Below are 13,901 nucleotides of genomic sequence, written 5' to 3'. Positions count from 1 at the left end.
ATCATAGCCACTTCTTGCTCAAGACAATTACTGGAAGAGACGACCCTGGCAACACCCCGAGAGTTATCAAGCTTTCTTGAATCCGTAGAACGCCGAGCCTTCAAGCAAGCCATGTTTGCAGTCCGCGAGGAAGAAGCCGCCCTGGATATCGTCCAGGACAGCATGCTCAAACTCGCCGAAAAATACGGCGACCGCCCAGACGAAGAGTTTCCCATGCTCTTCCAGCGCATTCTGCAAAACACCATTCGTGACTATTACCGGCGCAGCAAAGTCCGGTCGATGTGGACCACCCTCCTGTCGGCCTTCTCGTCCGACGATGACGATGATCACGACCCACTGGAAACACTGGCGGCAGACGAGGATGATGCAGGACCGCGCACCCCTGAAAGTAAGCTGCTGCAAGCGCAAACACTGAATGCGATTGACGATGAAATAAAAAAATTGCCGGCACGTCAACGGGAAGCCTTCCTGATGCGTTATTGGGAAGACATGGACGTAGCCGAGACCGCGGCTGCGATGGGCTGCTCAGAAGGCAGCGTAAAAACCCATTGCTCGCGCGCCACTCACGCGTTGGCAGCCGCCCTGTCGGCGAAAGGCATAAAACTATGAACGAAGAACGTTTCGCATCCCGTATCAGACAAGCGCTCAATCACGGCGCCAAGGACATCCCTCCTGCCGCCGCACGACGCCTGGAGGCTGCGCGCCATATCGCGCTATCCAAGCAAAAACAGCCTGTCGCCCAACTCAGCCTTGCAGGCTCTGGCACATCCACGCTCAAGAACGGCGGACACAACGCCCCTTACCTGAAACAGATATTGGCCATACTGGCTCTTCTGCTCGGCATGTGGATTTCTTTTTACTGGCACAGCGTCCAGTACATCACGGAACTGGAAGAGGTGGATAGCGCCCTGCTGTCTGACGACCTTCCGCCGGAAGCTTTCATGGACAACGACTTCTTCGAATGGCTAAAAGACGACACATCGGAGGAGTAATCCTCTGTTTGGCGCTAGCCTGCCCTATCCAGGCTGCCCCACCCACCACGGCAGTCATTGGCACCCCTCCGCAACCCGGCTGGGGCCAGCTGAATAGCGAGCAAAAAAAGACGCTCGCACCACTCGCCAGCGAGTGGGACACAATGGAAAACATTCGGCGCAAAAAGTGGTTGGGGATCGCTGACCGCTACCCAAAGATGACGCCGGACGAGCAACAACGCATGCAGGACCGGATGCGTGAATGGGCATCCCTCAAGCCCGAGCAAAGAGCAAAAGCCCGCGACACGTACAAAGACTTCAGCAGTTTGCCCCCCGAGCAAAAGCAGGTCATGAAACAAAAGTGGGAGGCCTATGCCAATCTGCCACAAGACGAAAAGCAGCGAGTTCGCGAAAGTGGGAAGTCGGCAAAACTACTGAATCCTCCGGTCGACCTCACAAAAACAGCAAATCCTGAGCAACCAGAAAATACGCCACAGCCTGTGAGCGACCCTCAAAAACAATAAATGAACAACAAAACTCCCGGCCTGGGTCGTCGCCTCGCCAGCATGCTGTATGAAAGCCTCGTCGTATTTGCAATATTGCTCATCGGATTTCTGATGCCGCAAATTGTTTTCTCCGGTTTTGGCTTCAGCGCGACATCCCAGTTTCTCTGGGTTCACGTCATCGCCCTGCTGATGTTTTATTTTGTGTGGTGCTGGCTGCACGGCGGACAAACCTTGCCCATGAAAACCTGGAAATTGCAGGTTGTGAATGCAAATGGCAGCCCGCTACGCCCGATGCAGGCAGTTCTTCGCTACTTGGCCGCCTGGCCGAGCATTCTGTTTTTTGGGGTTGGTATTTTTTGGGCTGTTTTTGATCGCGACAAACAATTTCTGCACGACCGAATTGCAGGCAGTTGCATCATTACGATTCCGCCACAAGCTTGAGGCTAGCGCCGCTCGACCCACCACAACATACCCGCAGCGGCCAGCATGAACAAAGCTGACGGTGCGGTTGCGCTGGCAAAGGGTGGCCAGGCGTTGATGATCCCCAGATTCGAGAAAAGTCCGTTCAGGGCGTAGAAAAGTATCCCGAGCATGACGCCGGCGAATATTTTGAGACTAACCCCTCCGACGCGATCATGCGAATAGCCGAATGGCAAGGCCAAGGCCACCATGACCAGAGCGGCCAACGGGTAGATGATTTTCTTCCAGATCGCAATTTCGTAACGTTCGGTCTGCTGCTTGTTTTCGGACAAATGCTGCCGGTAATTCAACAAACCAAGCAGAGACATGCGCTCAGGAGAAACCATCAGCACCGAGAGCAAGTCCGGGTTGACCGCAGAATGCCACTCTACCGTTTCGCGACGCTCGACCCATGAGTTGTCAGCTTCAAGAACAGTCCGAACGACACCACTCAGCAGCCAGCGATCAGGCTGCTGAAAAACCGCATCCTCCGCCTCCATGACCGACTCCAGCGTATTGGCCGATGTGAACTTATAAATCCGGACGCCTTTCAGGCTGGAATCGGGCATTGCCTTGCGGATATTGATGAAGCTCCGCCCATCCTTGATCCACAATCCCGTTTCAAAACCTTGCTGAGCGATCACTTTGCTCAAGGCTCGTGCCCGTAGTTCCTGAGCAGTTCTCTCGGCAAAAGGCACCAACCCTTCGCCAACGAAAAGCGTCAGCAGTGCAAGCAAGCCCGCGACACGAAACAAAGTCATCAGCAAATCTTTGGTTGCCAGCCCCGACGCGCGCAGCACAGTGATTTCAGAATGGCGTGCCAACGTCGAGAGGGCGTAGAGACTGCCAATCAAGGTAGCAATCGGAATCAATTCATAAATCAGCCCTGGCAGGCTGAGTGTGACAAAAAGCAAGGCATGGTTCAGCTGATAACCGCCTCGCCCGACACTGCGCAGCTCATTGATCAGATCGAAAAAACTGAACAGCGCGAGAAATGCCGCAAGCACCAGAAACACAGCCGCAAAAACTTCGCGCATCAAATAGCGCTGATACAAAGCGATACGGAACATCAGCTGTTTCTCCGCTGCCAGGGCATGCGAATGGCAATTCTGCGATAAAAGAGCAGGACCAGGGGCAGCAGCATGACGACATGCACGGCCCAGACGCCGATCCAGAAAGACAACTTACCTTGCGCCACCCAAGCCTGGCTCACCGAAATCAGATTGCTGTAGATGGCGTAGATCAGAATCGCGATCAACATGTTGGCCGAACGCCCGGCCCTCGGGTTGACGTACGACAGCGGAATTGCCAGCAAGGCAAGGATCAGGGCCGAGACAGGCACGCCAATGCGCCACAGCAACTCTCCGCGAGCCGGAGCACTGTCATCAAACAATAAATCGGTGATGGGCAAGCGATTTGGCGAACGATCCGCTGGCCTGGCCTCACCATCCTCGGTACGAACCTTGTAGCGTTCGAACTCCATGACTTTGAACTCAGGCGTACCCGGCTCTACCTCGTAGCGGCGGCCATGTTCGAGAACAACGAATTTATCGCCATTGGCCGCCACTTCCTGGTGCCCGGCATCGGACATGACGACACCTAATTTCCCATCCTGGAAAGAGGCGACAAAAACATTGCCCATCTGGCTTGCGTCTTCAGTCACCGCCTCGACAAAAAAGACCCGCTGCCCACGCTTTGCTTCACGAAAAGCCCCTGGAGCCACTTGTGAAACATCGCTACGGGCAGAAAGCTTCTGCTTGTACTGTGCCGTGCTGTAGTTCGCCCACGGCGAAAGAAAGCCAGAGAGGGCGGCAATAGCCAGGACAATCGGCAAGGCAAATTTGAGTACTGGCGAAACCCATGCGGTCAACGAACGACCGCACGAGAACCAGACCACCATTTCCGAATCGCGATAGGCGCGCGACAAACTGAGCAGAATGGCGACAAAAAGCGTCAGGGAAAGCAAAACCGGCATGAAATTCAGCGCGGCAAACCCAAGCAGGGAGGCAACGGCTTCGGGCGCAATATGCCCACCCGCCGCATCTTTCAGCAAGCGGATTAATTGTGTGGAAGTCAGGATGGCCAGCAAGGCAACACTAATGCCAGCAGCTGCCTGAGCGAACTCACGCCTGAGGGCGCGCTCAAATATCATGCTTTGACGAAACCGAAAAAATGCGGTGATAATCCCGCGGATACTGATATTTCCCTGAACAGGAGCAGCCTGTGGAATTTAGCATAAAAAATGGTAGCCCGGAAAAACAGCGCGGCAGCTGTGTTGTTGTCGGTGTTTTTGAACCCGGCAAACTGACCTCTCCGGCAGCACTGCTCGACAAGGCAAGCAACGGTTTCATCTCCAAGATCATCCAGCGCGGCGACATGGAGGGCAAGCCGGGCAGTACACTGCTGCTCCACGATGTACCGGGCGTACTCAGCGAACGCATCCTGCTGGTCGGCCTGGGCAAGGAAAAGGATTTCCGCGACAAGGAGTTCACCAGCGCTGTCCGCAGCACATTCAAAAAACTGAACGAGATCGGTTTGCCGGACGCAACCCTGTACCTGACTGAACTGGCCGTCAAAAAACGGAGTGTTGCCTGGTGCGTTCGCCAAGCAGCAAGCATTGCACTGGATGCAACTTACAAATTCGAGCAATTCAAGACCCAAAAGAGCGAACCCCACCGCCAACTGGAAAAGCTCAGAATCGGCATTGAGCGACGCCGTGAACTTGCCGAAGCAACGACAGGCCTGGAGCAAGGCATCGCGATCGGGGAAGGTATGGCGCTGGCCAAAAACCTCGGCAATCTCCCACCCAATATCTGCCACCCCAGCTATCTGGCAGAGCAAGCCCAAGCCATGGCTGCAGAATTCAAACTGGAATGCAGCGTTCTCGAGCGCGCCGACATGGAACAACTCGGCATGCACTCACTGCTCGCCGTGGCCAAAGGCTCGCACCAACCGCCCAAGTTGATCATCCTGAATTATCGAGGCGCCAAAAACAGCCAGAAACCGATTGTTCTGGTTGGCAAGGGCGTCACTTTCGACACAGGCGGCATTTCTCTCAAGCCAGGTGCCGAGATGGATGAAATGAAGTACGACATGTGCGGTGCAGCCAGCGTTTTGGGGGCACTTCATGCTGTCGCACGGATGGCCCTGCCGATCAACCTGACGGTCATCGTACCGGCCACCGAGAACATGCCGGGTGGCGCAGCCACCCGACCGGGCGACATTGTCACTTCGATGTCCGGCCAAACCATTGAAATCCTCAATACCGACGCCGAAGGTCGCCTGATTCTGTGCGACGCACTGACCTATGCCGAACGTTTCGAGCCGGAGACGGTGATCGACGTTGCCACGCTGACGGGCGCCTGCGTTGTCGCTCTCGGCAACATTGCCACCGGCCTGTTTGCCAACAAGGACGACCTGGCCCGCGAACTGCTGGACGCCGGTGACGAAGCTTTCGACCGTGCCTGGCACATGCCGCTTTGGGATGATTACCAAGACCTCCTGAAAAGCCCGTTCGCCGATATGGCCAACATTGGCGGGCGCTGGGGCGGCGCGATCAGTGCCGCCTGCTTCCTCTCGCGCTTCACCAAGAAATTCGCCTGGGCTCACCTCGACATCGCCGGCACAGCCTGGAAATCAGGCAGCGACAAAGGCGCAACCGGCCGCCCAGTTCCACTGCTGACGCACTACCTGCTGCAACGCGCTGGAAAGCTCAATTGACCCAAGTCTTCTTTTATCACGGCGCAACCGACAAGATAGCCGCTGCCTGCGCGCTGCTCGGTGGCGCCTACGCCAAAAAGAAAGCCATGCTGGTCTACGCCACCGACAAGGAAATTGCCGGTGGCGTAGACCGCTGGCTGTGGACGCACCCCGCACTCAGCTTCGTCCCGCACTGCCGGGCTGATTCGCCGCTGGCTGCAGAGACGCCGATCCTGATTACCGACCGATTGGACAGCCCCGCCCAGCAGGAACGCCTGATGAACCTCAGCCACGACATCCCCCCAGGCTATGCACGTTTTCAGAACCTGATTGAAGTGGTCGGACAAAGCGATGAAGACCGTTCGGCGGCTCGTGAACGTGTCAGGTTTTACAAGGAACACGGCTGCGAAGTCCGCTACTTCGACCTGAGCGAACGTTAAGGAGCGCAGCGTGCCCAGCCCCATCCTTGCCCGAGCCGACGCCCTGATGCAACGGCGTCGTGCCAACACACCAGAAGGCGAAGACGTTCCCATCCTGACCGATGCGATTGTCGAGGACGATGATTTTCCCGTTCTGCTCGACATCGAGACGCCGGCGGACGTCGCATCGTCAGTTCAAGCAACACAGGAAGACCCGCCCCCATCGATCGATGCGGCCATGCTCGACATCATCACGCACGAATTGACACGACGGATCAATGAGCGTCTCGCCGCTGAACTCCCCGGCATGATCGCGGATACCGTCCGCGATTTTCTGGCCGAGCGGGAAGAACTGGCCAGACTCCAGCCTACCGAGCCAGATCCCATCTGAACCGGGGCTATGCTCCGGTATAATTGTCGGTTTCCCCATTTCCGACAAGCCCATGGAACTCGCCAAAGCCTTCGAACCAGCCGATATTGAACGCCGCTGGTACCCCGAGTGGGAATCTCAAAATTACTTTGCTGCCGGCGTCGACCGCAGCAAAGCTCCTGACGAAAATTTCTGCATCCTGCTGCCGCCGCCCAATGTGACCGGCACGCTGCACATGGGCCATGGCTTCAACCAGACAATCATGGACGCGCTCACCCGTTACTACCGGATGCGCGGCCACAACACGCTGTGGCAGCCGGGCACCGACCACGCCGGCATCGCTACGCAGATCGTCGTCGAGCGCCAACTGGATGCCCAAGGCATTTCGCGCCACGATCTCGGCCGCGAGAAGTTCCTGGAAAAGGTCTGGGAATGGAAGGAATACTCCGGCAACACGATTACCAAGCAGATGCGCCGCATGGGCACCAGCCCGGACTGGAAGCGCGAGCGTTTCACGATGGATGCCGGCCTCAACACGGTGGTCAACGAAACCTTCGTCCGCCTGTTCAATGAAGGCCTGATCTACCGCGGCAAGCGCCTGGTGAACTGGGACCCGAAGCTCAATACCGCCGTGTCCGACCTCGAAGTCGTGCAGGAAGAAGAAGACGGCTTCATGTGGCACATCCGCTACCCGCTGGCCGATGGCAGCGATAGCCTGGTGGTCGCCACCACCCGTCCGGAAACCATGCTCGGCGACACCGCCGTGATGGTCCACCCGGAAGACGAACGCTACAAGCACATGATCGGCAAGCTGGTGAAACTGCCGCTGACCGGCCGTGAAATCCCGATCATCGCAGATTCCTACGTCGATCTCGAATTCGGCACCGGCTGCGTCAAGGTCACGCCAGCGCATGACTTCAACGACTACGCGGTCGGTCAACGCCACGGCCTGCCGATGATTTCGATTCTGACGCTGGACGCCAAGATCAATGAGAGCGCCCCGGAAAAATACCGCGGCCTCGACCGCTTCGACGCCCGCAAGGCCGTCGTTGCCGACCTCGAAGCCGAAGGCATCCTGATCAAGGTCGACAAGCACAAACTGAAGGTGCCGCGTGGCGACCGGACCAATGTCGTCATCGAACCGATGCTCACCGACCAGTGGTTCGTCGCCATGAGCAAGCCAGGCGAAGACGGCAAGTCGATCACCGAAAAAGCACTCGATGTCGTGCACTCGGGCGAGATCAAGTTCTACCCGGAAAACTGGGTCAACACCTACAACCAGTGGCTGAATAACATCCAGGACTGGTGCATCTCGCGCCAACTGTGGTGGGGCCACCAGATTCCCGCCTGGTACGGCGACAATGGCGAAATCTTCGTCGCCCGCAACGAGGAAGAAGCCCGTGCCGAAGCCAGCAAGCAGGGTTACACCGGCTCGCTCAAGCGCGACGACGACGTCCTCGACACCTGGTTCTCCTCCGCCCTGTGGCCGTTCTCGACCCTGGACTGGACCGGCGACGAAGCGATCGACGCGGCCAACCCGATTTTGCAGCAATATTTGCCGTCGACCGTGCTAGTTACCGGCTTTGACATCATCTTCTTCTGGGTCGCACGCATGGTCATGATGACCAAGCAGATCACCGGCCAGATCCCGTTCAAGCACGTTTATGTGCACGGCCTGATCCGCGATGGCGAAGGCCAGAAGATGTCGAAATCAAAGGGCAACGTGCTCGACCCGATCGACCTGATCGATGGCATCGATCTGGAAAAACTGATCGAGAAGCGCACCACCGGCCTGATGAACCCCAAGCAGGCCGAAAGCATCGCCAAGAAGACCAAGAAGGAATTCCCGGAAGGTATCGCCTCTTTCGGCACCGACGCCCTGCGCTTCACCTTCGCTTCGCTCGCCTCGCCGGGCCGCGACATCAAGTTCGACCTGAATCGCTGCGACGGCTACCGCAATTTCTGCAACAAGCTGTGGAACGCCACGCGCTTCGTGCTGATGAACGTCGAAGGCCACGACCTGGCCCTTGATCATAAACAAGGCGGCGATGGTGCTTGCACGGTCGACGGCGAAAAACGCCTCAAATTCAGTTTTGCCGACCGCTGGATCGTCAGCCAGCTGCAGCGCGTCGAACAAGAAGTCGAGCGTCACTTCACCGACTACCGTTTCGACCTGATCGCCCAGGCCATCTACAAATTCGTCTGGGACGAGTTCTGCGACTGGTACCTGGAAATCGCCAAGGTCGAGATCCAGACCGGTGACGAAGCACAACAGCGCGGCGCCCGCCGGACCCTGATCCGCACGCTGGAAGCCGTGCTGCGCCTGGCCCATCCGCTGATCCCGTTCATCACCGAAGAGCTGTGGCAGACCGTGGCGCCGATCGCCGGCCGCAAGACGCACGACTCGATCATGCTCGCCGACTATCCGCGCGCCGACCTCACCCGCCTCGACCCGGCCTCAGAAGCCAAGGTCGAGCGCCTCAAGGCGCTGGCCTACGCCTGCCGCAACCTGCGCGGCGAGATGAACGTCTCGCCGGCCCTGCGCATGCCGCTGCTGGTTGCCGGTGGCGGCGACGAGATGGCCGATTTCGCCCCCATCCTGCAAGCTCTGGGTAAGCTCTCCGAGGTACAACTGGTAGACGACATGCCAACCGATGCCGTGGCACCGGTCGCCGTGGTCGGCGAAACCCGCCTGATGCTCAAGGTGGAAATCGACGTTGCGGCTGAAAAGGTACGTCTGGCCAAGGAAATCGAAAAGCTCGAAAAACAGATCAGCATCGCGCAGAACAAGCTGGGTAACGAAGGTTTTGTTGCCCGCGCTCCGGCTGCCGTGATCGATCAGGAAAAGCAGCGAGTTGCCGATTTCACGGCCACGCTGGAAAAACTCAAGCCCCAGCTTGCCAAGCTGGGCTAAACAAAAAGGAAAGCAATGTCCGAAGACAAACGCGGTTTTTTTGCCAAGATATTCATCGCCTTGATGATTTTTACCGCCTTGGTATGGGCCTGGACGGTGGCCTTCATCATTTCATGGCCCTGGGAAAAGAACTCGACCTGGAAACCGGAATTCCGTGTTGCCGCAGTGTGTGCCAACAAGGAACCCTGCGGACTGGCTTACAGCGAATTGGCCGAAGCCAAGGCCAAGGGCCTGTACACCACGCTTGAAATGCCAGAACCGGCCGGCGATATCGAGGAAGCCGCCAATTGGCTGAAGTGGAAGAAGGAAAACGGCATTTATGAAGTCAAGGCGTCTTCCTGGCACTTCCAGACCACCATCCGCTACAAAGTCGAAGATGACGTACCGGTCCTGGTTGAATATCAGGACGTCGCGGCCAAGGCTTTCTATTACGGTGTGGCAGCAGGCCTGTTCTCGCTGATCGGTATTTACTTGCGCAAATTGCGCAACTGACCTGCGTTACTGCGGTCGACGGCCTGGAAACGAAAGTTTTCAGGCCGTTTTCTTTGGGCGCTATTGTTCCAGCTCAACCCGGAGCAAACCGCGCAGCGAATTGCCCAGCCAGAATCCGGCCGCCAGATCTTCCGGCCTGAGCACGGCTTCGCGAGCACGCCCGGCAGCCAGCAATTCAGCCCGCAACACCCCCGGCAGACAGCCGCTGCTCAGAGGTGGCGTCAGCAACACGCCATCCCGCTCGACAAAGATGTTGCTGCGCGCACCTTCCGCCAGTTCGCCGCGCTCGTTGAGAAAAATCACATCGAATACTGCCGAGTCGGGCGACAACGAGGCCAGCGCCGTGTCGTAAATCTGGCGCTCGGTGGTTTTATGGCGGCGCAGAATACTGCCGGAATCAATCGTCTGCAGCGCAATTCGGGCCAGATGGCCTGTCTCTGGCAGATCAACAAGCGGGAAAGCAGCCACTTCCAGATTGCCCGCCTTGTCCAGCGTCAATCTGACACGCCAACATCCATGTGTCGGCTGTGCCTCAAGTTGCCGAGACAACTCGGCAACATCCAGCTTGAATCCGAAACATTGAGCAGAATGCTGCAAACGGCTCAGATGCAGGGCTCGGCGCAGATAAACCCCGTCTTCCAGACGCAGTGTCTCGATCAGCTTCAAACCGGGATCACAACGATGCAAGAACTGGCTTTTCAACAAGCATTCCTGCCACTCGGCTTCGGCCACCGAGTCAGCCACGATCCCGCCGCCTACACCCAGCTTGCCACGACCATCGGCGGCAAGTTCCAGTGTCCGGATCGCCACGTTGAGCCGAAAATCGCCATTCGGCGCCAGCCAGCCCAAGGCACCGGTATATAAACCGCGCGGGGCAAATTCAAGCTCGGCAATGATTTGCATGGCACGAATTTTTGGCGCACCGGTAATCGAGCCGCAGGGAAAAAGCGCCGCCAGCACATCCGCCAGGCTGGACAGGCCGATCCGGGCAGAGATTTCCGAAACCATCTGCCAGACGGTCGGGTAATCCTCGATATCGAACAAACGGTCGACCGTGACACTGCCGGGTTCGGCAATACGCCCAAGATCATTGCGCAGCAGATCGACAATCATCAGATTCTCGGCCCGATCCTTGGCCGATGTACGCAAAACCTCCGGCGCCTTCGAGCGGGCAGCGGTCCCCTTCATCGGACGCGTCACCAGGCGTTCGCCCTGCCGCTCGAGAAACAGTTCGGGAGAAAGCGAAACGATGGCCTCCCGATCATGGCCGACAAATCCGCCATAGCGTACCGGCTGGACGGCCCGCAAACGGGCATAAAGCGCCAAGGCCGAGCCGAACCAGGAAAAGTCGGTGGGAAATGTCAGATTGACCTGATAGCAATCGCCATCCGAAATCAGTCGTTTGATGCGGTCGACCGCAGCAGCATGCTCATTTTGCGAAATACACGGACGAATTTCGCCGACGCCACCCGCCGCCAAAGCGACCTGCCCGGCCAGCCAGGCATCGGCTTCGGAAGCAGTCAGCGGGGTACATCGTGCAAAATGCCAGAATCTGGCCAATGGGCGCTCGACCGCAGCCTGCCACGCTGCTGGCGCAGCTTTCGGTTCGAAAACATAGCCCAGCTCGTAATCCAGCGCCACGACGCGCCAACCCGGCTTGTCTTCCAGTTCAACCAGTGCACGGCCGAGCGTTGCCGCGTCGTGCGCCTCCCGAGAATCGACCAGATCCTCGAAAAGCCAAGCGGCGGGCTCACCGGGAGGCGCCCGCCTGTCTTCAAGAAAAGCGTAAAACAGGGGAATTACTTGCGCTTGAGGTAAAACTCGAAAATGCGATTTTCCTCTTTGTGTGCCAGCAGTTCGTTATCGGTCTGCTTGGCGAAAGCCGGAAAATCCTTGAGCGCACCGGGGTCGGTCGCCAGGACACGCAACACCTGTCCTGATTCCATCTCGGCAAGAGCCTTCTTGGTCCGCAAAATGGGCAACGGGCAATTCAGCCCTTTAACGTCGAGATCGCGATCAAATTCCATGGTCGATTGGCCAGTTGATGAGGGTAGGAATTTTACCCTTAATTACGGCGTTCCTTGAGTTCATCCAGCTGGCGACGTTTCATTTCACGCAGACGAGTGTCAATCACCGACATCTCATAAAAATTGGCATCGCCCGCCCGCTGCGCCAGCTGCAACTGCTCGATGGCCGCTGCCGTCTGCCCCTGCAGGGAAAATGATTCGGCCAGGGCCTGGTGTTGCTGGGCACGGCGCCCCTGCCCGGCAAAGCTCTCGGCCCGCATCTTGTGCAAACGAATATCCTGCGGATAGCTCTGCAACTGGGTTTCGACAAAACGTAGCGCATCGTCAAAACGCCGGGCGCCAATCAAGGCACTGGCATAACCGTAGAGCAGCCCCTGATGGAAGGGATAGCGCTGCATCGCCTCGCGGTACAGGGCCAGGCCGGCATCCGCGTTTCCCTGGGCAATTTTTATCTCGGCCAGCATGCGTTCAAGTATGGCCGATGAAACCTTCAGCTTGCGGGCCAGCAAAATCTCCTGCTCGGCCCCGGCCCAATCCCGGGAACGAAACAAGGCATACGCCAGGCCAAAATGCACAGAAGCCTCGGAGGCATATTTCTTCTCGCGGACAAGCTCGTCGAAATCTTTCACCGCTTCGCGTGGCGTCCCCTGCATGGCGCGCAATTTTGCACGCACCAACTGAAAATCAGGACTATCGACATACTGGCGATAAGCCACCGATTGCTCGCGGTTCTGCATATCGGTCAGGCGCTCGCTGCTCAGCGGGTGGGTCCGCAAATACGCTGTCGCATTGTTTTCATACAAGCGAACCGCCTTTTGCAGGCGCTCGAAAAACAAGGACATGCCGCGGACATCAAAACCGGCACGCCGAAGAATTTCGAAACCGAGGCGATCAGACTCCCGTTCGAAATCACGGGAAAACGCCAGCTGGGCAGAAATCGCCCCGGCCTGCGAAGTAGCAATTGCCGCCCCCGCGACCTGCGAGCTGGAACGTGCCGCCAGCAGCGCCAGCCCCATGGCCAGCATCGAAGCCATGCTCAGTTTTTTCGACTGGAATACCTGGCGGGCGATATGGCGCTGGGTGACGTGTGAAATTTCATGCGCCATGACGCCGGCCAGTTCCGACTCGCTCTGGGCCGACAACAAAAGACCGGTATGAATCCCGATGTACCCGCCCGGCATGGCAAAGGCGTTGATGCTCGGATCATTGATCGGAAAAAACACGAACCCCATGCCCGGATCGTTGCTTACGGCCGTGAGACGCCCACCAAGCTGATTCAGATAGGATTCGACATCGGCATCATCGAGATACGCATGATCCCGCCAGCGAATCTCGTTCATGATCTGCTGGCCGATTTTCTTCTCGGTCGCCAGGGAGAGATCATTGCTCGCCACATCGCCCAATTCCGGCAGATCGTCGGCCAGCACAGGCTGAGTCAGCAGGGACAGGGCGAGCAGGCCGGCGACAAGGCGTTGAGCGAAGGGCATGGTGCTATGATAGCGCAGCCTCTCGAATCGACGCTTCCGCCGCAACGTAACCCTTTGTAATCTCCCGTGACGAACCAGCCTCTTACCCATTTCAACAGCGCCGGCCAGGCTCATATGGTCGACGTCGGCCAGAAGGCCGAAACCGCACGCACCGCACGCGCCGGCGGCAGCATTTTCATGAACCCTGAGACGCTGCAACTGATTGCCGGTGGCAGCGCAAAAAAAGGGGATGTCCTCGGCATTGCCCGCATCGCCGCCATCCAGGCGTCAAAGCGGACAGGCGACCTGATTCCGCTCTGCCACCCCATCGCACTGACGCGCGTCACCGCCGACTTCGTCATTGATCAAGCGAACGCCGCAGTTCATTGCGAAGTCACCGCCGAATGCTTTGGCAAAACCGGCGTTGAAATGGAAGCGCTGACTGCCACCTCGGTCGGCCTGCTGACCATTTACGACATGTGCAAGGCCGTAGACCGCGGCATGCGTATTGAAAACGTCCGCCTGCTTGAGAAAAAAGGCGGCAAATCGGGCCACTGGCTGGCCGACTGAACGTCAGA

The 13,901-nt window shown here is 57.7% G+C and carries 15 protein-coding genes; 10 read left to right on the top strand and 5 right to left on the bottom strand.

The features are described 5' to 3' along the window. The 4 genes from GBK02_RS06825 to GBK02_RS06810 are packed head-to-tail and all read left to right on the top strand — an operon-like array spanning position 1 to position 1,918. Positions 1-609 (top strand): RNA polymerase sigma factor, encoded by a 609-nt coding sequence (locus GBK02_RS06825; protein ID WP_319002849.1) that lies wholly within the window; start codon positions 1-3, stop codon positions 607-609. Then, positions 606-992 carry a DUF3619 family protein gene (locus GBK02_RS06820; protein WP_203468981.1) on the top strand — a complete coding sequence of 129 codons (387 nt, stop codon included), beginning with the start codon at positions 606-608 and terminating at the stop codon, positions 990-992. The genes GBK02_RS06825 and GBK02_RS06820 overlap by 4 nt, the downstream gene beginning before the upstream one ends. After that, positions 962-1,495, top strand: a complete 534-nt coding sequence (locus tag GBK02_RS06815; RefSeq protein ID WP_239003201.1) for a DUF3106 domain-containing protein — start codon at positions 962-964, stop codon at positions 1,493-1,495. The genes GBK02_RS06820 and GBK02_RS06815 overlap by 31 nt, the downstream gene beginning before the upstream one ends. Then, entirely contained in the window at positions 1,496-1,918 is a 423-nt protein-coding gene (locus GBK02_RS06810) for an RDD family protein (RefSeq protein ID WP_203468979.1), read from the top strand. A gap of 2 nt (positions 1,919-1,920) precedes the next feature. Here the strand turns inward: GBK02_RS06810 and lptG are convergent, their stop codons facing one another. Both lptG and lptF read right to left on the bottom strand, forming a co-directional pair. Continuing rightward, entirely contained in the window at positions 1,921-3,006 is a 1,086-nt protein-coding gene (gene lptG / locus GBK02_RS06805) for an LPS export ABC transporter permease LptG (protein WP_203468978.1), read from the bottom strand. Further along, positions 3,006-4,088, bottom strand: a complete 1,083-nt coding sequence (gene lptF / locus GBK02_RS06800; protein WP_203468977.1) for an LPS export ABC transporter permease LptF — start codon at positions 4,086-4,088, stop codon at positions 3,006-3,008. The genes lptG and lptF overlap by 1 nt, the downstream gene beginning before the upstream one ends. Positions 4,089-4,159: 71 nt before the next feature. Between lptF and GBK02_RS06795 the strand changes: the two genes are divergently transcribed. From GBK02_RS06795 to GBK02_RS06775, 5 genes are read left to right on the top strand one after another with little or no spacing between them, the layout of a single operon-like run. Beyond that, positions 4,160-5,656 carry a leucyl aminopeptidase gene (locus tag GBK02_RS06795; protein WP_203468976.1) on the top strand — a complete coding sequence of 499 codons (1,497 nt, stop codon included), beginning with the start codon at positions 4,160-4,162 and terminating at the stop codon, positions 5,654-5,656. Next, a complete protein-coding gene (locus GBK02_RS06790; protein ID WP_203468975.1) occupies positions 5,653-6,075 on the top strand; it encodes a DNA polymerase III subunit chi in 423 nt (140 codons plus the stop codon). The genes GBK02_RS06795 and GBK02_RS06790 overlap by 4 nt, the downstream gene beginning before the upstream one ends. A gap of 10 nt (positions 6,076-6,085) precedes the next feature. Next, a complete protein-coding gene (locus tag GBK02_RS06785) occupies positions 6,086-6,445 on the top strand; it encodes a hypothetical protein (protein ID WP_203468974.1) in 360 nt (119 codons plus the stop codon). 52 nt (positions 6,446-6,497) lie between these two features. Further along, positions 6,498-9,338 (top strand): valine--tRNA ligase, encoded by a 2,841-nt coding sequence (locus tag GBK02_RS06780; protein WP_203468973.1) that lies wholly within the window; start codon positions 6,498-6,500, stop codon positions 9,336-9,338. A 15-nt stretch (positions 9,339-9,353) separates the two neighbouring features. Continuing rightward, positions 9,354-9,830, top strand: a complete 477-nt coding sequence (locus GBK02_RS06775; protein WP_203468972.1) for a hypothetical protein — start codon at positions 9,354-9,356, stop codon at positions 9,828-9,830. Between the two features lie 60 nt (positions 9,831-9,890). Here the strand turns inward: GBK02_RS06775 and pabB are convergent, their stop codons facing one another. The 3 genes from pabB to GBK02_RS06760 form a co-directional block, all read right to left on the bottom strand. Continuing rightward, the gene (pabB, locus tag GBK02_RS16845; RefSeq protein WP_239003198.1) at positions 9,891-11,471 is read right to left on the bottom strand and encodes an aminodeoxychorismate synthase component I; all 1,581 of its coding nucleotides are present in this window, start codon (positions 11,469-11,471) and stop codon (positions 9,891-9,893) included. 158 nt (positions 11,472-11,629) lie between these two features. Further along, complete coding sequence (locus tag GBK02_RS06765; protein WP_203468971.1) at positions 11,630-11,857, bottom strand: sulfurtransferase TusA family protein; 228 nt, start codon at positions 11,855-11,857, stop codon at positions 11,630-11,632. 38 nt (positions 11,858-11,895) lie between these two features. Next, positions 11,896-13,344, bottom strand: coding sequence for a M48 family metalloprotease (locus GBK02_RS06760; RefSeq protein ID WP_203468970.1), 1,449 nt, complete (start codon positions 13,342-13,344; stop codon positions 11,896-11,898). Between the two features lie 66 nt (positions 13,345-13,410). Between GBK02_RS06760 and moaC the strand changes: the two genes are divergently transcribed. Continuing rightward, the gene (gene moaC, locus GBK02_RS06755) at positions 13,411-13,893 is read left to right on the top strand and encodes a cyclic pyranopterin monophosphate synthase MoaC (protein WP_203468969.1); all 483 of its coding nucleotides are present in this window, start codon (positions 13,411-13,413) and stop codon (positions 13,891-13,893) included. The last annotated feature ends 8 nt before the right edge of the window (positions 13,894-13,901 follow it).

Source organism: Dechloromonas sp. TW-R-39-2 (assembly GCF_016864195.1).
Lineage (GTDB): Bacteria > Pseudomonadota > Gammaproteobacteria > Burkholderiales > Rhodocyclaceae > Azonexus.
This window is presented reverse-complemented; position numbering and strand designations above follow the sequence as displayed.

Coding starts and splice junctions, on each gene's coding strand:
- GBK02_RS06820 (WP_203468981.1), top strand. CDS start 606: ATGAACGAAGAACGTTTCGCATCCCGTATCAGACAAGCGCTCAATCAC.
- GBK02_RS06815 (WP_239003201.1), top strand. CDS start 962: ATGGCTAAAAGACGACACATCGGAGGAGTAATCCTCTGTTTGGCGCTA.
- GBK02_RS06810 (WP_203468979.1), top strand. CDS start 1,496: ATGAACAACAAAACTCCCGGCCTGGGTCGTCGCCTCGCCAGCATGCTG.
- lptG (WP_203468978.1), bottom strand. CDS start 3,006: ATGTTCCGTATCGCTTTGTATCAGCGCTATTTGATGCGCGAAGTTTTT.
- lptF (WP_203468977.1), bottom strand. CDS start 4,088: ATGATATTTGAGCGCGCCCTCAGGCGTGAGTTCGCTCAGGCAGCTGCT.
- GBK02_RS06780 (WP_203468973.1), top strand. CDS start 6,498: ATGGAACTCGCCAAAGCCTTCGAACCAGCCGATATTGAACGCCGCTGG.
- GBK02_RS06775 (WP_203468972.1), top strand. CDS start 9,354: ATGTCCGAAGACAAACGCGGTTTTTTTGCCAAGATATTCATCGCCTTG.
- GBK02_RS06765 (WP_203468971.1), bottom strand. CDS start 11,857: ATGGAATTTGATCGCGATCTCGACGTTAAAGGGCTGAATTGCCCGTTG.
- GBK02_RS06760 (WP_203468970.1), bottom strand. CDS start 13,344: ATGCCCTTCGCTCAACGCCTTGTCGCCGGCCTGCTCGCCCTGTCCCTG.